23 protein-coding genes are annotated in these 20,836 nt (G+C 66.3%); 14 read left to right on the forward strand and 9 right to left on the reverse strand.

Translation table 11 applies throughout. The features are described 5' to 3' along the window. Positions 1–35: 35 nt before the first annotated feature. A complete protein-coding gene (locus tag SJY41_RS18650; protein ID WP_380783709.1) occupies positions 36–1,133 on the forward strand; it encodes a GNAT family N-acetyltransferase in 1,098 nt (365 codons plus the stop codon). Here SJY41_RS18650 and trmB read toward each other — a convergent pair. Further along, on the reverse strand, positions 1,118–1,798 hold the full coding sequence (gene trmB, locus SJY41_RS18655; RefSeq protein WP_380783710.1) for a tRNA (guanosine(46)-N7)-methyltransferase TrmB: 681 nt from the start codon (positions 1,796–1,798) through the stop codon (positions 1,118–1,120). The two genes, SJY41_RS18650 and trmB, sit on opposite strands and share 16 nt — an antisense overlap. Positions 1,799–1,863: 65 nt before the next feature. Between trmB and SJY41_RS18660 the strand changes: the two genes are divergently transcribed. The 4 genes from SJY41_RS18660 (at position 1,864) to SJY41_RS18675 (ending at position 5,059) form a co-directional block, all read left to right on the forward strand. Beyond that, positions 1,864–2,688 (forward strand): formate/nitrite transporter family protein, encoded by an 825-nt coding sequence (locus SJY41_RS18660; RefSeq protein WP_380783711.1) that lies wholly within the window; start codon positions 1,864–1,866, stop codon positions 2,686–2,688. Next, positions 2,688–3,317 carry a phosphatase PAP2 family protein gene (locus tag SJY41_RS18665; RefSeq protein WP_380783712.1) on the forward strand — a complete coding sequence of 210 codons (630 nt, stop codon included), beginning with the start codon at positions 2,688–2,690 and terminating at the stop codon, positions 3,315–3,317. The genes SJY41_RS18660 and SJY41_RS18665 overlap by 1 nt, the downstream gene beginning before the upstream one ends. 272 nt (positions 3,318–3,589) lie before the next feature. Continuing rightward, entirely contained in the window at positions 3,590–3,874 is a 285-nt protein-coding gene (locus SJY41_RS18670; protein WP_380783713.1) for a hypothetical protein, read from the forward strand. 78 nt (positions 3,875–3,952) lie between these two features. After that, positions 3,953–5,059, forward strand: coding sequence for an AI-2E family transporter (locus SJY41_RS18675; protein ID WP_380783714.1), 1,107 nt, complete (start codon positions 3,953–3,955; stop codon positions 5,057–5,059). Positions 5,060–5,366: 307 nt separating this feature from the next. Here the strand turns inward: SJY41_RS18675 and metK are convergent, their stop codons facing one another. Together metK and lnt are read right to left on the reverse strand one after the other, a co-directional pair. Further along, positions 5,367–6,584 (reverse strand): methionine adenosyltransferase, encoded by a 1,218-nt coding sequence (gene metK, locus SJY41_RS18680; RefSeq protein ID WP_380783715.1) that lies wholly within the window; start codon positions 6,582–6,584, stop codon positions 5,367–5,369. A 58-nt stretch (positions 6,585–6,642) separates the two neighbouring features. Then, the gene (gene lnt / locus SJY41_RS18685) at positions 6,643–8,175 is read right to left on the reverse strand and encodes an apolipoprotein N-acyltransferase (RefSeq protein WP_380783716.1); all 1,533 of its coding nucleotides are present in this window, start codon (positions 8,173–8,175) and stop codon (positions 6,643–6,645) included. Between the two features lie 355 nt (positions 8,176–8,530). Here lnt and SJY41_RS18690 point away from each other — a divergent pair, with 355 nt between their 5' ends. Together SJY41_RS18690 and SJY41_RS18695 are read left to right on the forward strand one after the other, a co-directional pair. Then, positions 8,531–8,950 (forward strand): VOC family protein, encoded by a 420-nt coding sequence (locus SJY41_RS18690; RefSeq protein ID WP_380783717.1) that lies wholly within the window; start codon positions 8,531–8,533, stop codon positions 8,948–8,950. A gap of 9 nt (positions 8,951–8,959) precedes the next feature. Then, a complete protein-coding gene (locus SJY41_RS18695) occupies positions 8,960–9,262 on the forward strand; it encodes a polyhydroxyalkanoic acid system family protein (RefSeq protein WP_380783718.1) in 303 nt (100 codons plus the stop codon). A gap of 2 nt (positions 9,263–9,264) precedes the next feature. On the opposite strand, the gene SJY41_RS18700 is transcribed toward SJY41_RS18695, so the two are convergent. The 4 genes from SJY41_RS18700 to pyk form a co-directional block, all read right to left on the reverse strand. Further along, complete coding sequence (locus tag SJY41_RS18700; protein WP_380783719.1) at positions 9,265–9,792, reverse strand: biliverdin-producing heme oxygenase; 528 nt, start codon at positions 9,790–9,792, stop codon at positions 9,265–9,267. Then, positions 9,783–9,971 carry a YbdD/YjiX family protein gene (locus SJY41_RS18705; RefSeq protein ID WP_380783720.1) on the reverse strand — a complete coding sequence of 63 codons (189 nt, stop codon included), beginning with the start codon at positions 9,969–9,971 and terminating at the stop codon, positions 9,783–9,785. Before SJY41_RS18705 ends, SJY41_RS18700 begins: the two co-directional genes overlap by 10 nt. Next, positions 9,968–12,022, reverse strand: coding sequence for a carbon starvation CstA family protein (locus SJY41_RS18710; RefSeq protein ID WP_380783721.1), 2,055 nt, complete (start codon positions 12,020–12,022; stop codon positions 9,968–9,970). Before SJY41_RS18710 ends, SJY41_RS18705 begins: the two co-directional genes overlap by 4 nt. A gap of 95 nt (positions 12,023–12,117) precedes the next feature. Next, positions 12,118–13,581 carry a pyruvate kinase gene (gene pyk / locus SJY41_RS18715; RefSeq protein WP_380783723.1) on the reverse strand — a complete coding sequence of 488 codons (1,464 nt, stop codon included), beginning with the start codon at positions 13,579–13,581 and terminating at the stop codon, positions 12,118–12,120. Between the two features lie 78 nt (positions 13,582–13,659). On the opposite strand from pyk, the gene SJY41_RS18720 reads away from it, so the two are divergent. Together SJY41_RS18720 and SJY41_RS18725 are read left to right on the forward strand one after the other, a co-directional pair. Then, positions 13,660–13,968 (forward strand): DUF1244 domain-containing protein, encoded by a 309-nt coding sequence (locus tag SJY41_RS18720; RefSeq protein WP_380783724.1) that lies wholly within the window; start codon positions 13,660–13,662, stop codon positions 13,966–13,968. Between the two features lie 254 nt (positions 13,969–14,222). Then, the gene (locus SJY41_RS18725; RefSeq protein ID WP_197942503.1) at positions 14,223–14,465 is read left to right on the forward strand and encodes a DUF2312 domain-containing protein; all 243 of its coding nucleotides are present in this window, start codon (positions 14,223–14,225) and stop codon (positions 14,463–14,465) included. A gap of 202 nt (positions 14,466–14,667) precedes the next feature. On the opposite strand, the gene SJY41_RS18730 is transcribed toward SJY41_RS18725, so the two are convergent. Both SJY41_RS18730 and SJY41_RS18735 read right to left on the reverse strand, forming a co-directional pair. Further along, on the reverse strand, positions 14,668–15,003 hold the full coding sequence (locus SJY41_RS18730) for a GIY-YIG nuclease family protein (protein WP_380783725.1): 336 nt from the start codon (positions 15,001–15,003) through the stop codon (positions 14,668–14,670). Between the two features lie 153 nt (positions 15,004–15,156). Next, entirely contained in the window at positions 15,157–16,620 is a 1,464-nt protein-coding gene (locus SJY41_RS18735) for a helicase HerA domain-containing protein (protein ID WP_380783726.1), read from the reverse strand. Positions 16,621–16,888: 268 nt separating this feature from the next. On the opposite strand from SJY41_RS18735, the gene SJY41_RS18740 reads away from it, so the two are divergent. The 5 genes from SJY41_RS18740 to ruvA all read left to right on the forward strand — a co-directional run bounded on the left by SJY41_RS18740 (position 16,889) and on the right by ruvA (position 20,815). Beyond that, positions 16,889–17,431: a DUF1003 domain-containing protein gene (locus tag SJY41_RS18740; RefSeq protein WP_380783727.1), complete on the forward strand. Its 543-nt coding sequence runs from the start codon at positions 16,889–16,891 to the stop codon at positions 17,429–17,431. A gap of 29 nt (positions 17,432–17,460) precedes the next feature. Further along, positions 17,461–18,204 (forward strand): YebC/PmpR family DNA-binding transcriptional regulator, encoded by a 744-nt coding sequence (locus tag SJY41_RS18745; protein WP_380783728.1) that lies wholly within the window; start codon positions 17,461–17,463, stop codon positions 18,202–18,204. 195 nt (positions 18,205–18,399) lie between these two features. Beyond that, positions 18,400–18,906, forward strand: coding sequence for a crossover junction endodeoxyribonuclease RuvC (gene ruvC, locus SJY41_RS18750; protein WP_380783729.1), 507 nt, complete (start codon positions 18,400–18,402; stop codon positions 18,904–18,906). A gap of 216 nt (positions 18,907–19,122) precedes the next feature. Further along, complete coding sequence (locus SJY41_RS18755; RefSeq protein WP_380783730.1) at positions 19,123–20,109, forward strand: hypothetical protein; 987 nt, start codon at positions 19,123–19,125, stop codon at positions 20,107–20,109. Between the two features lie 106 nt (positions 20,110–20,215). Further along, on the forward strand, positions 20,216–20,815 hold the full coding sequence (ruvA, locus tag SJY41_RS18760) for a Holliday junction branch migration protein RuvA (RefSeq protein ID WP_380783732.1): 600 nt from the start codon (positions 20,216–20,218) through the stop codon (positions 20,813–20,815). The last annotated feature ends 21 nt before the right edge of the window (positions 20,816–20,836 follow it).

The following is a 20,836-nucleotide window of genomic DNA, read 5'->3' on the forward strand; positions in this document are numbered from 1 at the left end:
CATTCGTAACCTAACGCGCGGTAACCTGGGGGTAGATGTCCAAGCCGATGCTCCTCGCGGATTTTGTCCGTCTGCCGCCTGCGATCCGCGGCGATGTCGTCGAGGGGCTCGCCGCTGCGATCGATGTCGTTGCCGAACGCGCGGCGCCGAGCCATCGCTTCTTGCGCTTCGGATGGTATGCGGCCGCGCTCGCCGCTTATGGTGGCGATGCCCGCACGCTCGTGGTCGAAGAAGACGCCGTGCCGGTCCTGGCGCTACCGTTTGTCGCTGTCGGTCCACGCATGATGCGCATCGCCGCGATCCCCGGCAGCTACTGGCCGTTCCGCAGTTTCGGGTTGGCCCTCGGAGCGAGCGACGGCGCGTTCAAGGTCGCGCTGTCCGTCCTCGGGAGGCATTTGAACGGACTTCGCGTGGGGCCCGTGTACGACGACGATCCCGCCGCGAGCGCGCTCGTCGCCGCCGCCCGGGCGCAGGGCTGGGTGGCGATCAGCCGCCGCCTGGGCGAGAGCTATACGCTCGACGTCCCGGCGGACACCCTCGGCCAGCCTTGGCCCCGCAACTCGACTCTCCGCAAGAACCGCTTCCACGAAAAGCATCTGGCCGCACGCGGCGTGCTCGACTGGCGGTCCGCGTCGGTTGCCGACTGGCCTGCGGCGTTCGCGGCTCTCGGTACCGTCGAGGAGACGAGCTGGATCGCGCATGCCACCGATCGCACGGGCATGAAGTTCGCGACCGATGGCCATCTCGCTTTCTGGCAGGCGGCGGCGGCGGATCCGGTGCTCGCCGCGATGTTCCACGCCGGCCTGCTGACGGTGGACGCCGTGCCTGCGGCGTTCTCGTTCGACCTGGATACCGGCGATCTGCGCTACGCGATCGCCAATGGCTACGACCCCCGGTTCGCCAGGCAGTCGCCCGGCAAGCTGCTCCAGTGGCGGAACCTCGCGGCGGCGCGCGACCGAGGCGTCCGCCGTGTCGACTGGGGCTCGGGCGACAGCGGCTACAAGGCGGTGCTGGGGGCACAGGTCGGCCCGTCGATCCGCGACTGGCTCCTGCTCAGGCCCGGCCTGCCCGCGCTCGCAGGCCGGATGATCGGCGGACTCTGGAGCCGGAGCGTATCTCAGACCCGCAGATAGCGATAATACCAGACCTCGTGACCCTGACGGCGGGCTTTGCGCTCGTAGCGGGTCTCCGGCCAGTCGTCGGGGCGGGTGAGGAAATCATGCGGCGTCTTCGCCTGCCATTCGAAATCGCGGCGCGCGTTCATGATCATCATCGACCAGCGGCAATAAGTCGGGTCGTCGGTGCCCAGCCGGAACTCCGCACCGGGCTTCAGCTTGGCGGCGATCGTGTCGAGCGGGCCGTGATTGACCATGCGACGCTTGGCATGACGCGCCTTCCGCCAGGGATCGGGATGCAGCAGGTACAGCCGGTCGAGGCTGGCGTCAGGCAGGCGCTCGATCACCTCCAGCGCATCGCCCATGTGCAGCCGCACGTTGGTCAGTTCGCCGTCGCGGATATGTGCCAGCGCGCCCACGACTCCGTTGAGGAACGGTTCGCAGCCGATGAAGCCGACGTCGGGGTTCATCGCGGCCTGCCCCGCAAGATGCTCGCCTGCGCCGAAGCCGATTTCGACATGCAGCGGACGGTCGTCGCCGAAGAGGGTCATCGCATCGATCGGCCCTTCCTCGGGCACGGACAGGTCGGCGAGCGTTTCCTCGACGAGCGCGGCTTGGCCGAGGCGCAACTTGTGGCCCTGGCGACGGCCATAGAGGCGGCGGATAACAGAGGGATCGTTCATCGCCGCGCGCTCTAGCGGGCGATTGCGCCGGAGCAAAGCGCCGCGCGGACCGTTGCACCCTCGTAATGGTCGAACACGCCCCCAATTCATCCGATGACGACGTCGAGGATCTCAAGGCCGCCGATGCGCAGGACCTTCACAAGGCGGTCCGCGAGGCTGGCGAGGAGGAGCTCGACCGCCCGGTGTCGTCGCTGTTCTTTTCCGCGCTCGCCGCGGGCATGGCGATCTCCACGTCCCTGATCACCGAAGGCGCGCTGCACCAGGCATTGCCGGATACGCCGTGGCGGACGATCGTCGTGTCGCTCGGCTATCCGATCGGCTTCCTCGTCGTGATCCTCGGGCGGATGCAGCTGTTCACGGAGAGCACGATCACCGCGATGTTGCCGTTGGTGACCAAGCCGTCGGGCTGGGCGCTGCAGCGCACGCTCAGGCTATGGGCGGTGGTGCTCTTCGCCAATCTGATCGGGACGGCGATCACCGGTGGGGCGATCGCGGCGGGCGTGCTCGGCAACAGCGAACTGCGCGGGGCGATGATCGAGGTGTCGATGCGGATCACCGAGCTGTCGGCATGGGCGACCTTCGTCAACGCGGTCCCCGCCGGGTTCATGATCGCGATCCTTGCCTGGTCGCTGCCTAATGCGCGCGAACAGGCGTTCCTGGTGATCTTCGCGATTACGTATGTCGTGGCGATCGGCGGGTTCAGCCATTCGATCGTCGGCTCGGACGAGGCGTTCCTGTTGCTGTTCTCGGGCCATACCGGTGTCTGGCAGACGTTTGGCCAGCTGATACTGCCGGCCACGCTTGGCAACTTGCTGGGCGGCGCGGGGTTGTTCGCCCTGCTCGCGCATGCACAGGTACGCGGCGAAATGGACGGACGGGACAAGAGTTGATGGGCAAGACCAGGAAAGCCGCCAAGGCCGTCGAGAAGGCGGACCGCAAGGCGACGCACAAGGCCGCCGAGCACCGTAACGAACCCGTGGTCAAGGCCGCCGGGTTCCTCGCCGAGATCGGCGACCAGCCCCAACTCGTCGCCACGTCGATCGGCACGGTGGTGATCGGGCTGATAGCGCGGCGACCGGACGTGATCCGCGGCGGTGTGCGGATGCTGGCGGCGCATGCGGCGGCGACGTTCGTCAAGTCGGCGATCAAGGCATCGATCGACCGGACCCGGCCCGAAAAGGCGATCGAGGATGGCGGCGGGCGCTTTGAGCCGGGCCATACCCATGATCACGATCAGAACTCGTTCCCGTCGGGACACACGGCGGGGGCGGTCGCGGTAGCGCGGGCGGTTTCGCGCGACATCGACGGGGCAGGGGGGCCGGCGGCGCTGATTACGGGTGCCATCGCCGCGGCCCAACCCGCCAATGGCAAGCATTATCTGTCCGATCTGGTCGTCGGGGCTGCAGTCGGGTGGATCGCGGAGGCGTTGGTCAGCGCCGTGTTCGATCGCCTCGCACCGGTGGTCGAGGGCGCTGTAGCGAAGGAAGCGCCGTTGCTGATCGAGCATCGGGCCGGCTGATTGATATTCTTGCCATCTGATACCTACACAACCGCTGCGAAGGCCGGGGCGCAGTTGGGCAACGTTGCTGACAAGGTTCGCGCGCCGTCACCGCCCCTTTCCAATTGGGCCCCTTCCTTCGCCGGGTGGTGTCGATCTAGGGACGGCGCGCCGATTGCTGCTGTAGGCGCTTGCCCGAGAGAACCGGCTTTTGTTACGCTGCAAAAGCGTCGTCACGGAACCGTTACGTGCGCGTGACGGTTGCGTCGGGACCATAACAGGATCCTGATACCATGAAGAAATTTCCAATCGCCGTGATGATCGCCGCGCTGTCGGTCTCGCTCGCTGCCTGCGGTGGCAAGGGTGACGACAAGCTCGGCAGCCAGGTCGAGAAGGCCGCGGATAACCGTGCGGATGCGCTCGATGCCGCAGCCGACAATCTCGAGGACCAAGCCAAGGCAGTTCGCAAGGACGGCGATCGCCAGTCGGATGCGATCGACGACGCCGATGTGAATGCGCAGGCGATGCCGCAGTCGCAGAAGGACGCGCTGATCAACGGCAGCGAAAAACTCAAGTGATCTTCCACCGCCCTCTGGTTTCGACCGGAGGGCGGTGACGTATTTTCGGCCGGCCGATGCCGGCTCCGGGGGAATGACATGATAGACAGGCGTCGGCTGGAGACGGGGGGCTTCCTCGTCTTCCTGGTACTGATCACGCTCGCGCTGGGCGTCGTCGTGTCGTCATTCGCGTCGGCGCTGCTGTGGAGCGCGCTGGCCGCGATCCTCTTCCAGTCGCTCTATCAATGGCTCCTCAAGCGGTGGCCGGGACGGCGTAACCTGGCGGCGTCGATGACGTTGCTGATCATCCTGTTCGCGGTCGTCGTGCCGACATTGTTCATCGGCAGCCTCATGATCGATCAGGCCGGCACGGTATATTCGAAGCTGCAGAGCGGGCAGATCAACTTTGCCGGCTATTTCCAGCAGGTGCACGATGCTCTGCCGAACCGGATCCAGGGCCTGCTCGACAAGTCGGGGCTCAGCAGCTTCGATCGGCTCCAGTCGCGTGTCTCGAGCCTGCTCGGCAACAGCGTACGGTCGATCGCCAGCCAGGCGCTGTCGATCGGTCGCAACGCCGCCGCGTTCGTGCTGGCGTTCGGCATCGCGCTGTACGTCACGTTCTTCCTGCTGCGCGACGGCGACAAGGTCGGACCGGCAATCTGCCGCGCCTTGCCGCTCGAACGTTCGGTGACCGAGACTTTGGTCGACAAGTTCGTCGCGGTCGTGCGGGCGACGATCAAGGGCTCGGTGATCGTCGGGCTCGTCCAGGGTGCGCTGGGCGCCGCGACGTTCTGGATCGTCGGCGTGCCTGCCGCGCTGCTGTGGGGCCTGTTGATGGCGCTCACGTCGCTGCTGCCGGCACTCGGGCCGGCGATCGTCTGGGTGCCGGTCGCGATCTACCTGCTGGCGACGGGGGCGATCTGGCAAGGCGTGGTCGTGGTGATCTCGGGTGTCGTGGTGATCGGCCTGGCGGACAATATCCTGCGTCCGATCCTCGTCGGCCGCGATACGGGGATCCCGGATTACATCGTGTTGGTGACGACGCTGGGCGGGATCGAGGTCGTGGGCCTCAGCGGCATCGTCGTTGGGCCGTTGGTGGCAGCGCTGTTCCTGACGGCGTGGCAGATACTCACCGAACAGCGGCAGGCTCAGCCAGTCGAGCCTACAGCCGCTCCTTCGTCCCACCAGCCCGTTCGTCCTGAGTAGCTGCTGAGCCTGTCGAAGCGGCGTATCGAAGGATGGGTGTTGGTGACCTGTGCGCCGATACGAGCTGTTCTCGATCCCCCTCTCCCCCGGGGGAGAGGGAGGGGCCCGCACGGCGGAGCCGGGTGGGAGGGTGAGGGGAGTGAGGCTCGGACCCTTTCCCAAACACCCCTCACCCTTCGTCGCCGAGCGGCTCATTCCTCCCTCTCCCCGGCGGGGAGAGGCCGGAAGGGCAGCTCGGAACAACAAAAAAAGCCTCCCGCGGACTGGTCCACGGGAGGCTTTTTCGTGTCACCAAGGCGCGTCGCTATCAGGCGACAGCGGCCTTCAGTGCGTCGACCAGATCGGTCTTTTCCCACGTGAACATGGCACCCTCGGGCTCACGGCCGAAGTGACCATAGGCCGCGGTCTTCTTGTAGATCGGCGCGTTCAGCTTGAGGTGCTCGCGGATGCCCTTCGGCGTCAGGCGCACGAGCTTCGGCAGGACCGCCTCGAGCTTGGCCTCCTCGACGGTACCGGTGCCATGCGTGTCGACATAGACCGACAGCGGCTCGGCGATACCGATCGCGTAGCTCAGCTGGATCGTGCAGCGACGTGCGAGGCCGGCAGCGACGACGTTCTTCGCCAAATAGCGTGCGACGTAGGCCGCCGACCGATCGACCTTCGTCGGATCCTTGCCCGAAAATGCGCCGCCGCCGTGCGGGGCTGCGCCGCCGTAGGTGTCGACGATGATCTTGCGGCCCGTCACGCCGGCGTCGCCGTCAGGGCCACCGATCTCGAACTGGCCGGTCGGGTTGATGTAGATCGCGGTATCGTCGGTGATGAAACCGTCGGGCAGCACGTCCTTGAACACGCCCATCACGTAATCGCGCAGCACCGCGTACTTCGCGGGATCGGCGTTGTCGCCCTTCTCGCAATAGCCCGGCGCATGCTGCGTCGAGACGACGAGCGCGGTCGCGCCGACCGGCACTTCGTTCTCGTACGACAGCGTGACCTGGCTCTTCGCGTCGGGCTCGAGGAACGGTGCTGCGCCCGAATGGCGATCTTCGGCCATCCTGGCGAGGATCTTGTGGCTGTAGTACAGCGTCGCAGGCATCAGGCCCGGGGTCTCGTCGGTCGCATAGCCGAACATGATACCCTGGTCGCCGGCGCCCTCGTCCTTGTTGCCGCTCTCGTCGACGCCCATCGCGATGTGCGCGGACTGGCCGTGGAGGTTGTTCTCGAAGCGGAACGTCTCCCAGTGAAAGCCCGACTGCGCGTAGCCGATTTCCTTGACGGTGTTGCGGACAGCCGCCTCGATCTCCTCCAGCACGCCGTCGGCCCACTGGTCGTTCTCGTAGATGCCCTTGCCGCGAATTTCGCCGGCGAGGACGACGAGCTGCGTGGTCGTCAGCGTCTCGCACGCGATCCGTGCCTGCGGGTCCTTGGCGAGGAACAGGTCGACGATCGTGTCGCTGATCTGGTCGGAGACCTTGTCGGGATGGCCTTCGGAGACCGATTCGGAGGTAAAGAGGAAGGATTTGCGCATACGGGCCTCTGTGCCATGCTCTCGGGAGAGCGTCATATAAGGAAAGCTTTATATGACCCTAGCGGCGGCGGCGGCGCAGGGCAACAGCGCTTGCAAGCATCAGGCCCGCGACGATCGCCGCCATCGCGTTGCCGACGCGCGAGAACAGCGTCGGGGGCAGAGCGGACGGCATCGGCTGCTCGATCGCGCCCGCGGTCTCGTGCGGGACGGTCGCGACGAGGCGTCCATCGGCGGCGATGATCGCGGAGATGCCGGTCGGGGTTGCGCGGAGGATCGGCAGCCCCTCCTCGATCGCGCGCACCCGGGCTTGAGCAAGGTGCTGCGGCGGGCCCCATTTGCCGAACCACGCATCGTTCGAGGGATTGAACAGGATGCGCGGACGGTGCGCGCGGTCGACCACCTCGCCCGAGAAGATGATCTCGTAGCAGATCTGCATGCCGATCGAGCCGAAGCCGGGCAGGGTCAGGTTCGCAGGACCCTTGCCCGAGGTGAAGTCGATGTCGCCGGGCACGAGGCGCGCGAGGCCGAGCGGCTTCAGCAGCCACGGCATCGGCAGATATTCGCCGTAGGGGACAAGGTGGGCCTTGTCGTAGCGGCCGCGTAGCCGCGCCTGTGCGTCGAGGGCGAACACTGAATTGGCGGCGCCGGAGATCTGATCCCTGGCGTTGAACTCGAGCGCGGTGCCGCCGATCAGCAGGATGTCCTCGGGGCCGAGCAGCCGCGCCATCCGGCGGCGGAGGTAGAGTGGGCTCGACCAGCCATAGGCGTAGAACGGGTAGCCATCCTCGACATAGTCGCGAACGACGCCTTCGGGCCAGACGACGAGGCGCGGGGTAGTGCCGCCTTTACCGCTGAGTTTTTCGAGCGCCGACAGGACGCGCTCGCCGTCTGTTTCATTGCGGTCTTCTTGACCGATGTCTGGCTGGACCACGCGGACCAGAGGCGTGCCTTGGGCAGGCGGGGGCGCGTTGGTCCAGAGCGCGGATAGGGCAGCGATGCTCAGGGCGGGAATGGCCACCGCGGGAAACGCCCAGCGGCGCACGGCGAGCATCAGCAGCGCGCCGGCGGCGAGGATCGTCACGCCCGACAGCGCGTAGGTGCCGATCCACGCGGACAGGCGTGCGACGCCGATCGCGGGGAGCCAGACGACGCTCAGCGGATCCCATGCGTAGCCGGTGAACAGCGTCGCGCGGAGCCACTCGGTGGCGATCCAGGCGGCGGCAAAGACGAGTACGAACGTCGCGTCCGGGCTGCCGGGCCGCCGCGCGATCCGCCAGGCCACGCCGGCGGTCAGCATCGGAAACAGCGCGAGGTACAGCGCCAGGCCGACGGCGGCGAAATAGCCGAGCACGGGCGGCATCGCGTCCTGAAAGTCGAACGCGTGCTTGAACCAGTTGTTGTTCACGGTGAAATGCCCGAGCCCGAACAGCCAGCCGCGCCCGAGGGCGATGCGCAAGGTCGGCGCGTCATGGACGAGCTTCATCCATACGGCGAAGACGACAAGGGTCAGTGGCCAGAGATCGAGCGGGGCGAACCCCGTCGCGGCGAGCGCGCCGAGGATGAGGCAGGCGAGGGCGGGGTAGCGGTTCACGTTGGCGCTATGGCGTGGTGGAGGGGGGCGGGCAATGTCTTAGCCTTGCGAGCCGCAGACCCGGCTACTCGCGAAGCACCACCCCGGCGAAGGCCGGGGCCCAATTGGGGAACGGTGATAACGGTGGACTGCGCTACGTTACTACTACCTTTCCAATTGGGCCCCGGCCTTCGCTGGGGTGGTGCAGCGGGGTGGGAAGGGCACCAGCACCAAAGCTTGTTCTTCCGCGAAGGCGGGAGCCCAGACTGGACCCCCGCCTTCGCGGGAGAACAAGGAGGTGCGGTCCCGTGTATCGAGGGATAACAGACAAAAACCGGAGGGTGACGAACCCGTTTCCCCGACCTATCTTCCCCGCATGACGCTACGCCCCTTCCATCTCGCCTTCCCGGTCCACGACCTCGACGCAGCCCGCACCTTCTACGGCAGCACGCTCGGTTGCCCGGAGGGCCGCTCCAGCGATCACTGGATCGATTTCGACCTGTTCGGCCACCAGATCGTCGCCCACCTCGACCCCTCGGCCAAACCGGTCGCGGTCGAGAACGCGGTCGACGGCCACGCCGTCCCCGTGCCGCATTTCGGCGTCGTGCTGACGATGGACGACTGGACCACGCTGTCCGAACGCGTCACCGCCGCCGGCGTGCGCTTCGGCATCGCGCCGTACGTCCGCTTCAAGGGCCAGCCTGGCGAGCAGGCGACGATGTTCTTTCTCGACCCGTCGGGCAACGCGCTGGAGTTCAAGGCGTTTGCCAACGACGACATGCTTTTCGCGACTTAAGGAATACCCATGGGCACTCCCATCACCGTCGACGTCCCCCATCAGCTTGGCAAGGCAGCGGTCCGCGCGCGGCTGGACGGCAGCATCGACAAGATCGGCGCGAACATTCCCGGCGGCTCGGTGACCGATCATCGCTGGGACGGCGACACGCTGCACTTCACCGTCAAGGCAATGGGCCAGACGATCGCGAGTGCGGTCACCGTGCTTGAAACCAACGTCCACGCGGTCGTCGACCTGCCCGGTATCCTCGGCTTGTTCGCGAGCAAGGTGCAGGACATGATCCGCAAGGAAGCGCCCAAGCTCCTGCGCTGAGTTCAGACTGCAGGTGCGCTTCGATACAGCGCGAACGCAGCCTTCGCCCCGACGACAGCCTGCTCTACCCAGGCCTCGTCGGCAGCCTGCGCATCGATCGCCGCGAGCAGGTCGCGCCACTCGCCCGGCAGATGCTTCGCTCCTAGATAGGCCGACGGCATGCCTTTAGGCACCGAGCGCGACAGCATGATCCCGCCAAGCCGCGATCCCTCGACGACGTACATCGCGCCCCAGCCGGCGGCCGTGCTCGGCGCCGTCGCGAAACGCATCGGCTTCGGCATCGGCTCGCCAAGCGCGGCAAGGTCGTCGGCAAGCAGGTTGCCGCGATCCCGAAACGCCGGCAGGCCGGGAATGTCGCGCAACCATGCCTCGACCGCAGGTAATGCCCTGGCGTGCGCGACGAGAAACGCGCGGTAATCGGCCGCATCGGTCAGGTCATAACGGCCGAACCCCGCATCGACTGCATCGTGATCGCTGGCGGTCGCCGCACGCAGTCGCGCGACCGTCGATTGAGCCTTGGTCAACAGCACCGTCCCCCACCCTTGCTCCCGTAGCGCGCTTCCTGCCGATCACGGAAGAAGGCGCGTTCGTCCATCGGCGCGTGGTCCGGATGCCGCTCGGCCATGTGCTCGCGGTAGGCCCCGTAGGATGGCACGCCGACCATCAGCAGCGCGGTCTCGCGCGCCTTCGCATACAGCGCGCGGATCATTCCGCGGCTACCAGTTGCGGCGGCACTTCGGTCACCGTCGGGCGGTCGATCTTCAGCGCGGCGAGGCATGTGCGGACGCCGAAGAAGACGATCGACAGCACTACCGCGAGGAAGAGCGCGCAGAGGCCGGCGTCGATTCGGTCGTTGAGGACGATCCGCTGCATCTCCGCCATCGTCTTGGCCGGCGCGAGCATTTCACCGCGCGCCGCCGCGTCGGCGAACTTCGCGGCATGCGCGAGGAAGCCGACCTTGGGATCGCTCGCGAACAGCTTCATCAGCCCGGCGGTGATCGTGCACAGGCAAAGCCACGCGGCAGGCAGGATCGTCACCCAAGCGTAGCGCTGGCGCTTCATCCGGAACAGCACGACCGTCGCCAGCACCAGTGCGACCGCCGCGAGCATCTGGTTCGAGATCCCGAACAGCGGCCACAGCGTGTTCACGCCGCCCAAGGGGTCGGTGACGCCCTGGTACAGAAAGAACCCCCAGGCAATCACGCATAATGCGGTCGCGATCAGCCCCGGCACGATCGCCGAGGCATTGCGGAACGACGGCACCGCGAGCCCGATCAGGTCCTGCAGCATGAACCTTCCGGCACGCGTCCCCGCATCGACCGCGGTGAGGATGAACAGCGCCTCGAACAGGATCGCGAAGTGATACCAGAACGCCTTCATCGCCTGCCCGCCGACGAGGTGGCTGAAGATCTCCGACATCGCCACCGCCAGCGTCGGCGCGCCGCCTGTGCGCGAGACGATCGTGGTCTCGCCGACGTCCTTCGCGGTCTGCGCGAGCAGCTCCGGCGTGATCGGGAAGCCCATCGCGGTGACCGCGGTCGCGGCGGACGCGAAGTCGGTGCCGACCGCCGCCGCCGGGCTGTTCATCGCGAAATACACGCCGGGATCGAGGATCGACGCGCCGACCAGCGCCATGATCGCGACGAAGCTCTCCATCAGCATCGCGCCGTAACCGATGAACTGCGCGTCGCCTTCGCTGGCGATCAGCTTCGGCGTCGTGCCGCTGGCGATCAGCGCATGGAAGCCCGACACCGCGCCGCACGCGATTGTGATGAACAGGAACGGGAAGAGCCCGCCCGACCAGACCGGGCCGCTGCCGTCGATGAACGGGGTGAGCGCGGGCATCCGCAAGGGCGGCGCGACGACCGCGATGCCGATCGCGAGCGCGACGATCGCGCCGATCTTGAGGAAGGTCGACAGATAGTCGCGCGGTGCGAGCAGCAGCCATACCGGCAGGACGGAGGCGACTGCGCCATACCCGACCATCAGCACGCAAAGCTGCACCGGGGTCAACGTGAACAGCGGCGCGAGCGCCGGCGAAGCGGCGACGGTGCCGCCATAGACGATTGCTGCCAGCAGTCCGATGACGCCAAGCACCGAGACTTCGCCGACCTTCCCAGGGCGGATCCAGCGCGTGTAGGTGCCCATCGCGAACGCGAGCGGGATCGTCGCGGCGACGGTGAACAGCCCCCACGGACTGCCGGCGAGCGCACGCACCACGATAAGCGCGAGCACGGCGAGGATGATGACCATGATCGCGAACGCGCCGATCAGCGCGATCACGCCGGGGACCGCGCCCATCTCCATGCGGATGAGTTCGCCGAGCGACCGCCCGTCGCGGCGCATCGAGATGAACAGGATCATGAAATCCTGCACCGCCCCCGCAAGGACGACGCCGGCGAGGATCCAGAGCGTGCCCGGGAGATAGCCCATCTGCGCGGCGAGTACCGGGCCGACCAGCGGACCGGCGCCGGCGATGGCGGCGAAATGGTGGCCGAACAGGACGTTGCGATCGGTCGCCACGTAATCGAGGCCATCGGCGCGGCGGATCGCGGGTGTCGGGCGGCTAGGGTCGAGTTGCAGCACGTGGCGCGCGATATACCGTGCGTAGAACCGGTACGCGATCAGCTGGACCGAGACGGCGGCGGTGACGATCCACAGCGCGTTGACATGCTCGCCGCGCTCGAACGCGACGACGGCCAGCGCGCCAGCCCCGAGCAGGGCGAGCGCGCTCCAACCGATCTTCTCGCGTAGTGTCATGCGTTCGCCCTCCCGTGCGGTCCGTTCGGGCGACATCGCGTATTAGGCGGGGGAGCGCCAGCCCGCGATTGCAGGAACCCAGACGCTCCCCGAACTCAAACCTGCGAGTGATGGCCCTTGAGTTCATCGCCGACGATCCGCACCACGTGCAGCACGTTGGTCGACCCCGGCGTCCGGAACGGCACGCCGGCCAGCACGATCACCCGGTCGCCGGCCTTGGCGATGCCGTGACGCAGCGCCATCCGCTTCGACTTCGCGACCATGTCCTCGAACGACTCGACGTCGCGCGTGTGTACGGCGTGCGTTCCCCACAGCAGCCCGAGCCGCCGCGACGTCTCCTGGCTCGGCGTCAGCACCAGCAACGGCACCGACGGCCGCTCGCGCGCGATCCGGCGTGCGGTCGAGCCCGAGGTCGTGAAGCAGATGATCGCCACCGCCGACACGGTCGCCGCGATGTTCTTCGCCGCCTCGGCGAGCGCGTCCGCGGTCGTCGGGTCGGGCTTCATCACGGTGAAGTGCATGCGGTCGCCGTGCTCGGGATCGGCCTCGACCGAGACGCCGATCGCATCCATCATCGCCACCGATTCGACCGGCCACGCGCCCGCCGCGCTCTCCGCCGACAGCATGATCGCATCCGCGCCGTCGTACACCGCGGTTGCGACGTCGGACACTTCCGCCCGCGTAGGGGAGGGCGACGTGATCATCGATTCGAGCATCTGCGTCGCGACCACCACCGGGCGGCCCATCCGGCGCGAGACCTCGACGATGCGCTTCTGCAGCGGTGGTACCTGCTGCGGCGGCAGTTCGACGCCGAGATCGCCGCGCGCGACCATCACGCCGTCGCAGGCCTCGACGATCTCCTCCAGCCGCTCGATCGCCGCGGGCTTCTCGATTTTCGCCATCAGCGCCGCCTTGCCGCCGATCAGCTTGCGCGCTTCCCAGAGATCTTCCGGGCGCTGGACGAACGACAGCGCGATCCAGTCGACGCCCTGATCGACCGCGAAGTCGAGATCGCTGCGGTCCTTCTCGGTCAGCGCCGCCATCGGCAGCACGACGTCGGGGACGTTGAGACCCTTGCTGTTCGACAGCGCGCCGCCGACCTCGACGCGAGTCGTGATCTCGCGCGGGCTGTGCGACACGACGCGCAGCACGAGCTTGCCGTCGTCGAGAAGCAGGCGCGCGCCCGGCTCGATCGCCGCGAAGATCTCGTCATGCGGCAGTTCGACGCGCGTTGCGTCGCCCGGCGTCGGGTCGCGGTCGAGCACGAAGGCCGAACCGGTTTCGAGAACCGTACGACCGCCGTCGAACTTGCCGACCCGCAATTTCGGCCCCTGGAGATCGGCGAGGATGGTCGACGGGCGACCAAATTCTTTTTCGAGCGCGCGAATCGCCTGGATCACGGCGATCTTCGACTGCTGGTCGCCGTGACTCATGTTAATGCGGAATGCGTCTGCGCCGGTACGGAAGAGAGTGGCGATCATCTCGGGCGTACTGCTGGCAGGGCCGAGCGTCGCGAGGATACGGACCTTCCGCGAACGGGGTGCTATGGCCATAGTCATGATTGCGTTTTCCTGGACGGTCTTTGCCGCGACGGGCCTTAAACCCTATCTCCGCGGGATCAACCACGGAGCACAAGAATGAATCCCGAAACCGACTCGCTCGATGCACTCGACGATGCCGTAGCGGCACAGGCCTTCCGTCGCCTGATCCGCCACCTCCGCCACCGCGAGGATGCGCAGAACGTCGACCTGATGGGTCTGGCCGGTTTTTGTCGGAACTGCCTGTCGGACTGGGTCGAGGAAGCTGGCGGCCTGTCGAAGGATGTCGCGCGAGAGACGGTGTACGGGATGCCGTACGGCGAGTGGAAGGCATATCACCAGGGTGACGCGACGCCCGAGCAGCTCGCGCGGATGAAGGAAAGCGTCGCGAAGAACGCGCCGGTCTGATCCCGGCGATGCGCCGCATGGGGGTCTGATTTCCGGCGATACGCCGCAGAGGGGCCTGATTTGCGGCGACATGCCGCAGGGTCGCTTGAGCCAAAGACGGTAAACGCCTAGACGCAGCCCCGCACCCGCAGCGGCATGATTCACGACGTCTCTCGACGGCGATCATCAGCGCGGGGTATCTTGATTGGCTTTTGACCGGCGCGTGGGCGCTGGCGAGTGGGGAATTTTCGATGTCTGACGAACGGCAACACGGCATGGGCGGCGGCGCGGTCGCAGCGGACGAACTGCGCCTGCTGATCGAGCGCGCCGAGCGTCTCGAAGAAGAGAAAAAGGGTATCTCGGACGACATCAAGGACGTGATGGCCGAAGCCAAGGGTCGCGGTTACGACCCCAAGGCGATCCGGAAGATTTTGTCGATCCGGAAGAAGAAGAAGGAAGAATATCAGGAGGAGGAGGCAATCCTCGAGGTGTATCTCCAGGCGCTGGGGATGATCTGATATTGGCGTCATACTGAGTTTGACGTCATCCCAGCGAAAGCTGGGATATTCCGCGGCGAGGAGCGTTTCCTAATTACGTAGCGCCGGTTGTTTGACCGGCCGCGTTCCTCCTCGCCGCAGGAGATCCCAGCTTTCGCTGGGATGACGGGGAGAGGGCGGCGGTGTTGATACGGCGGCAGTTTCGGCGGCGGATTACCTCGCCTCAGTTAAGCTGGTCGTAAAGGTCCACCCACTCCGGATTGATCGTGGCGATCAACTCGTCCTTCCACGACCGCTTCCACGCCTTCAGCATTTTCTCCCGAGCGATCGCGTTTTGGATCGTCTCGTGCTGCTCGGCGAATACGAGCATCTTCAGGCCATAGCGCCGGCAGTATGCGGAGCCGAGATCGATCCGGTGTTGGTGGACGCGCGACGCCAGATACGCGGTGACGCCGATGTACAGCATGCCGTGCGGCTTGTTTGCCATCATGTAGACCCAGCCGCCTTGCGCCATGTCGAGCCCCCCACCCAAACCCGTAATGCCAAGAGCCGCCGTCATCCCAGCGAAAGCTGGGATCTCCTGCGGCGAGGAGGAACGCTCTCGCCCAACATCCCGTGCTGCGTGGGGCAGGCGCGCGCCTCGCCGCGGAATATCCCAGCTTTCGCTGGGATGACGGGATGGTCAAGGGCGGCGTGTGTTCGGGCTAGCTTTCTACGCCGCCTCCGCCGGCAACGTCGTCCACCCCAGCCCTGGGATCGTGATCGAGCGCTTGCCGGCCAGATCCGTCCGGCACACGATCAACTCGCGGCTCTCGATATAGCCGATCAACCGCTTCACCCGCCCGATCGAACTCGTCCCGTACGTCGCCGCGATTCGCGCGTCCGACGGACACGGCTCGCCTTCGCGCGCCGCACGCGCAACCAGCAAGAACGCGCCAAGCATGTCGTCCGGCAGTCCGCTCGCCACGTCGAGTGCCGCAGTCCACGCCTCGTCGGTCATGTCGAAGATGCCGGCACGGGCGCAGCTCAGGCGGCGGACGAAGCCCGGCAGGTCGAGCGGCGGTTTCGCCAGGCCCCCCATCCGGCAGCGCACCTGGAAATCCTGGAACAGCACCGACGGCGGGCGCAGCGTCGATTCGGGATCCTCGACGATCGCGCGGAAGACGTCGGCGTAGACCGCCTCGACCTCCTCGTCGGTCTTTTCGGGCGGCGGCGGCGCGGCGGTGCGCGGCTCGGGCGGGCGGGCGATGCCGTCGAGCAGTTCCTCGGCCGGCACGCGACGCGGGCGCGAATCGAACATCAGGCCGAGTTCGGGCGCGTCGACCACCGGCTCGGACAGCAGGTCCTGCAGGTCCATCGGCGCGGCGCTGGGGAGGGGGGTGAGCTTGGGGCTACCGCTCCGCGCAGACGTCGCGACATCGCCGATCTTCACCGTGATCGGCCGGCGCGACACCGCGGGCCCGAGCGCCATGAACGTGCCGCGCTGAAGATCGCGAATCGCTTCGGCCTGGCGCCGCTCCATGCCGAGCAGGTCGGCGGCGCGGGCCATGTCGATATCCAGAAAGGTGCGGCCCATCAAGAAGTTCGATGCTTCCGCGGCGACGTTCTTGGCGAGCTTGGCCAGCCGCTGCGTCGCGATCACGCCGGCGAGGCCGCGCTTACGGCCGCGGCACATCAGGTTGGTCATCGCTGCGAGGGATGCGCGGCGCACTTCCTCGGACACTTCGCCGCCGGTCACCGGCGCGAACATCTGCGCTTCGTCGACCACCACCAGCACCGGATACCAATGCTCGCGCGGCGCATCGAACAGGGCGGAGAGGAACGACGCCGCGCAGCGCATCTGGCCCTCGACTTCCAGTCCTTCGAGGCTGAGGACCGCGGACGTGCGATGTTCGCGCAACCGCGTGGCGATCCGCGCGATTTCGCGTTCGCTATAGTCGCCCGCCTCGATCACGACATGACCGTGAGGCCCGGCAAGCGTCACGAAATCGCCTTCCGGATCGATCACGATCTGCTGGACATGCCCCGCCGATCGCTCGAGCAGGCGGCGCAGCAGATGCGATTTTCCCGAGCCCGAATTGCCCTGCACCAACAGGCGGGTGGCGAGTAGTTCCTCCAGGTCGACGCCGACGGCAGTACCATTGCCGTCGGTGCCCATATTCACGCTAACCGTCATGCCGCGCGTTTGGCAGGTGCGGGCGTATGGGAGCAAGGAGTCTTTGCTGGATGGTCGGACATTCGACGCCCCCTTGGCGATCCTCCCCCGCCAGAGGGAGGTGGCTGGCGCTTGCCAGTCGGAGGGGGAGGCAAGCGGCCACATAGGTTCCGTGTCCTCCCCCTCCGTCACCTTCGGCGACACCTCCCCCTTGCGGGGGAGGATAAGGAAGGTTTCCGGCACGACGAGGGAGACTGGCATAATCCGCAATCCCGGTTAGGGCGGAGCGATGGCCACACAGTCCCCGCTCGCCGATCTCTCGCAACGGCTGCTCGGCAAGGCGCCGGGCGAGCTCGACGACGAGGAGCGCCGCGTCCTCGCCGGGATCGAGGCAGGCACCACCGTCAGCCGCGACGCTGCCGACGTGTCGGACGAGCGTTCCAGCTACGGCGACCGGCTCGCCGACCGGGTTGCCGCGGTCGGCGGGTCGTGGGGGTTCATCATCGCCTTTGCGGTGATCCTGTTCGGCTGGATGATTCTCAATTCGGACATCCTCGGGCATTTCGGGATGGCGTTCGATCCCTACCCGTACATCTTCCTCAACCTGATGCTGTCGACGCTTGCCGCGATCCAGGCGCCCGTGATCATGATGAGCCAGAACCGGCAGTCGGCGAAAGATCGTCTTGCCGCGAGCCTCGACTACGAGACCAACCTGCGGGCCGAGCTCGATATCCTGCGCGTGCACCACAAGATCGACCATCTGGTGCTGGACCGGCTCGACGCGATCGAGCGGAAAATCGACGGTCTGGCGAAATCCGCGCCTGACGCCTAAGAGCGGGCGCATCAGCTAAAGAGGCACCGATGGCAGGCCATTCCAAATACAAGAATATCATGTACCGCAAGGGTGCGCAGGACAAGAAGCGCTCGTCGGCGTTCAGCAAGCTCAGCCGGGAAATCACGGTCGCGGCCAAGATGGGCCTGCCCGACGTCGACATGAACCCGCGCCTGCGCGCGGCGGTCAACGCAGCCAAGGCTGCGTCGCTGCCGAAGGAGAACATCCAGCGCTCGATCGACAAGGCGAGCCGCGGCGATGCCGAGAACTACGAGGAGATCCGCTACGAGGGCTTCGGTCCCGGCGGCGTGTCGCTGATCATCGAGGCGCTGACCGACAACCGCAACCGCACCGCGACCAACGTGCGCGTCGCGGTCGGCAAGAACGGCGGCAACTTGGGCGCTGGCGGTTCGGTGAGCCACGCGTTCGACCGCGTCGGGCTGATCTCGTATCCCGCCAGCGCGGGCGATGCCGACACGGTGTTCGAAGCGGCGCTCGAAGCGGGCGCCGAGGACGTCTCGTCGAGCGAGGACGGCCATGAGGTCTGGACCGCGCAGGGCGACCTGCATGAGGTGGCGAAGGCTCTGGAAGCCAAGCTCGGCGAGGCCGAAGGCGCCAAGCTCGCCTGGCGTCCGCAGGTGATGGTCGCGGTTGAGGCGGACGATGCGGCGACCTTGTTCAAGCTAATCGATGCGCTCGACGAGGACGACGACGTGCAGACCGTGTGGGGCAATTACGAGATCTCCGACGAGATCATGGAGACGCTGGGTTGAGATGAAGAAGGTTGGTTCGCGCAGAGGCGCGGAGGCGCGGAGAATGGCGCTTCGTGCAATCGTCCTCCGCGCGAGGGGCCTCACATCGGTAGGCCAGCCTAGCGGTGTGAAAGTCCCGCTGGCGCGAGACGATAGCCATGAGCGCACGCCCTCCGCGCCTCCGCGCCTCCGCGCGAACCAACCTTCTTCCTTCTCATGATCATCCTAGGACTAGACCCCGGCCTCGGCACGACCGGCTGGGGCGTCATTCGTGCGGACGGCAACCGCCTGAGCCATATCGCCAACGGCCAGATCAAGACCGATCCATCGATGGCGCTCCCCCGCCGCCTCACCGCGCTCTATAACGCGCTGATCGACGTCATCCGTACCGAGCGCCCGGACGGCGCCGCGGTCGAGGAGGTGCTCGGCAACACCAACGCGCAGTCGACGCTGAAACTGGGTCAGGCGCGTGGCGTGGTGCTGCTCGCCGCCGCGGGCGCCGGGCTGCATATCGGCGAATACCACCCGTCGACCGTCAAGAAGGGTGTCGTCGGCACCGGCGGCGCGGACAAGAAACAGATCCAGGCGATGATGGCGGTGCTGCTGCCGGGCGCGAAACTCGCCGGCCCGGATGCGGCGGATGCTCTGGCTGTTGCGATCACCCACGCTCATCACGTCGCCAGCGCCGCCGCGCTGTCACGGCGTAGTGAAGCGCGCGTTTGATTCCCGCGTCGTCGACCGGCGAGGTATCTACGACCCGATTTTGCGACGTCTGCGCAGGTTCCCCGTTGAACACGACCGACTATCTGCGCAATTTACATTCAAAATCGGGCTAAATTGCCGTTTCTATCAACCGTTTAAGTTTTGATGGCTATCGCTTAGCCGCTGTGGCATTCGCGCACCGCTTAATATTTCCTAACATATATTAAAGGCGGTGCGATGTTTATCGATCAAGTCCGCGGCGGTACGAACAGCAGGAATGTTCCTTCCGAGGCGTTCGCGATGCCTCCCGGAATGCGGATGCGGTATGATCTGCCCGACCCTGCACTGGCTGAATTTCTGACCGGGTACGCGATCTACGCGTCGCAAGATCGCACGCCGATGCTAAACTGGTATCTGCCTGCGCCGGCGATGATTTCGGTGGTCGTCGATGCCGGTCCCCTGACGGTCTCGATGGGCAATCATCGGTTCGGTCCGGTCGACCGCGCCAGCCTCTACGGCCCTACCAGCCGCGCCTTCCGTACCGAGACGGGTGGCGGAATCGCTATCGGCATCGGACTAAGCGCACCCGGCTGGTCGCGACTGATCGCCCGCTCGGCTGGCGACTTTCACAACCGTGTCGTGCCGCTTTCCGACGCTCTGGGCCGAAAGATATCGGCGCAACTCGTCGATGGGCTCGACGCGCTGGATGACGACGCGCTCATCAAGCCTTTGCTCGATGCGATCTTTGCACCGTTGTTCGAACGACCGCATCCCCGCGAAGACCTGATCCGCGCGTTCGCGGCGTTGACGGTTACCGACGGCGTGATCGAGATGAAGGACGTCGCCGATCGGCTCGATATCCCCACGCATGAACTGCGGCGCATGGCGACACGGTATTTCGGCATGCCACCGAAATTGCTGTTGCGACGGGCACGGTTCCTGCGCTCCTTCATCAGTCTGATCCGGACCGACGGGATGTCCGATTATTCGAAGATCGACAGCAGCTATTTCGACGCGTCGCACTTCCTGCGTGACGCGGGGACGTTCCTCGGCACGACGCCTCGCCGTTTCGTGGCATCCGATACGGTATTCCTGAAAGCGAGTCTGCGCGCGCGCGCTGCGGTGATCGGCGCCCCGACCCAGGCATTGCACGCGGTCGAGAAAACCACGTCGTCTGCGGCAAGCCGCGCGGTTGACGAGGAACGGTCGCAACCGAGCATCTGAGCAGCGGCATCATCCGCCGATACGCGGGGCAAAGATCCGTGATTTGGCTCAAAGCGCCGGTTTTGTCGGATGACGGCGCGCTCCCTTTGTTCTACCGCGATGGGCAATGATCGCGCATCTCAAAGGACGGCTGGACTCGACGGGCATCGACCATGCGGTCATCGACGTCGGTGGCGTCGGCTATCTGGTCGGCGCGTCGGCGCGCACCCTGTCGGCGTTGGGGCCGGTCGGCGAAGCGTGCACGGTCTTTACCGAATTGCTGGTGGGCGAAGATTTCCAGCGGCTCGTCGGCTTCTCCAGCGCGGACGAGCGTGACTGGTTCCGGTTGCTGACAGGCGTGCAGGGCGTCGGCGCGCGCGTCGCGCTCGCCATCCTGTCGGCACTGGAGCCAGTCGACCTGAGCCGCGCGATCGCGAGTGGCGACAAGGCGATGGTCGCGCGCGCGAACGGCGTGGGGCCGAAGCTCGCGCAGCGTATCGTGATGGAATTGAAGGACAAGGTCGGCGGTATCGCGCTGGGCCTCGGGCCGGCGGTGGTCAATGCCGCGCCCGGAGCGGCCGCGGATGCGGTCTCGGCGCTCCTCAACCTTGGGTTCCGTCCGAACGAGGCGAGCATCGCCGTGAATGCCGCGGACGAGGAACTGGGGCCGGGGGCGTCGCTCGACGCGCTGGTGAGACTGGCGTTGCGGAAGGCGTCGAAGTCTTAGGAGCGGTGCGATTGTGGACGG

This window comes from Sphingomonas sp. R86520 (assembly GCF_042466285.1).
GTDB lineage: Bacteria > Pseudomonadota > Alphaproteobacteria > Sphingomonadales > Sphingomonadaceae > Sphingomonas.

What these genes read in the sequence shown, in the direction of transcription:
- SJY41_RS18650 (WP_380783709.1), top strand. Translation starts at nt 36, where the DNA reads ATGTCCAAGCCGATGCTCCTCGCGGATTTTGTCCGTCTGCCGCCTGCG.
- trmB (WP_380783710.1), bottom strand. Translation starts at nt 1,798, where the DNA reads ATGAACGATCCCTCTGTTATCCGCCGCCTCTATGGCCGTCGCCAGGGC.
- SJY41_RS18660 (WP_380783711.1), top strand. Translation starts at nt 1,864, where the DNA reads ATGGTCGAACACGCCCCCAATTCATCCGATGACGACGTCGAGGATCTC.
- SJY41_RS18665 (WP_380783712.1), top strand. Translation starts at nt 2,688, where the DNA reads ATGGGCAAGACCAGGAAAGCCGCCAAGGCCGTCGAGAAGGCGGACCGC.
- SJY41_RS18670 (WP_380783713.1), top strand. Translation starts at nt 3,590, where the DNA reads ATGAAGAAATTTCCAATCGCCGTGATGATCGCCGCGCTGTCGGTCTCG.
- SJY41_RS18675 (WP_380783714.1), top strand. Translation starts at nt 3,953, where the DNA reads ATGATAGACAGGCGTCGGCTGGAGACGGGGGGCTTCCTCGTCTTCCTG.
- metK (WP_380783715.1), bottom strand. Translation starts at nt 6,584, where the DNA reads ATGCGCAAATCCTTCCTCTTTACCTCCGAATCGGTCTCCGAAGGCCAT.
- SJY41_RS18690 (WP_380783717.1), top strand. Translation starts at nt 8,531, where the DNA reads ATGACGCTACGCCCCTTCCATCTCGCCTTCCCGGTCCACGACCTCGAC.
- SJY41_RS18695 (WP_380783718.1), top strand. Translation starts at nt 8,960, where the DNA reads ATGGGCACTCCCATCACCGTCGACGTCCCCCATCAGCTTGGCAAGGCA.
- SJY41_RS18705 (WP_380783720.1), bottom strand. Translation starts at nt 9,971, where the DNA reads ATGATCCGCGCGCTGTATGCGAAGGCGCGCGAGACCGCGCTGCTGATG.
- SJY41_RS18710 (WP_380783721.1), bottom strand. Translation starts at nt 12,022, where the DNA reads ATGACACTACGCGAGAAGATCGGTTGGAGCGCGCTCGCCCTGCTCGGG.
- pyk (WP_380783723.1), bottom strand. Translation starts at nt 13,581, where the DNA reads ATGACTATGGCCATAGCACCCCGTTCGCGGAAGGTCCGTATCCTCGCG.
- SJY41_RS18720 (WP_380783724.1), top strand. Translation starts at nt 13,660, where the DNA reads ATGAATCCCGAAACCGACTCGCTCGATGCACTCGACGATGCCGTAGCG.
- SJY41_RS18725 (WP_197942503.1), top strand. Translation starts at nt 14,223, where the DNA reads ATGGGCGGCGGCGCGGTCGCAGCGGACGAACTGCGCCTGCTGATCGAG.
- SJY41_RS18730 (WP_380783725.1), bottom strand. Translation starts at nt 15,003, where the DNA reads ATGACGGCGGCTCTTGGCATTACGGGTTTGGGTGGGGGGCTCGACATG.
- SJY41_RS18735 (WP_380783726.1), bottom strand. Translation starts at nt 16,620, where the DNA reads ATGACGGTTAGCGTGAATATGGGCACCGACGGCAATGGTACTGCCGTC.
- SJY41_RS18740 (WP_380783727.1), top strand. Translation starts at nt 16,889, where the DNA reads ATGGCCACACAGTCCCCGCTCGCCGATCTCTCGCAACGGCTGCTCGGC.
- SJY41_RS18745 (WP_380783728.1), top strand. Translation starts at nt 17,461, where the DNA reads ATGGCAGGCCATTCCAAATACAAGAATATCATGTACCGCAAGGGTGCG.
- ruvC (WP_380783729.1), top strand. Translation starts at nt 18,400, where the DNA reads ATGATCATCCTAGGACTAGACCCCGGCCTCGGCACGACCGGCTGGGGC.
- SJY41_RS18755 (WP_380783730.1), top strand. Translation starts at nt 19,123, where the DNA reads ATGTTTATCGATCAAGTCCGCGGCGGTACGAACAGCAGGAATGTTCCT.
- ruvA (WP_380783732.1), top strand. Translation starts at nt 20,216, where the DNA reads ATGATCGCGCATCTCAAAGGACGGCTGGACTCGACGGGCATCGACCAT.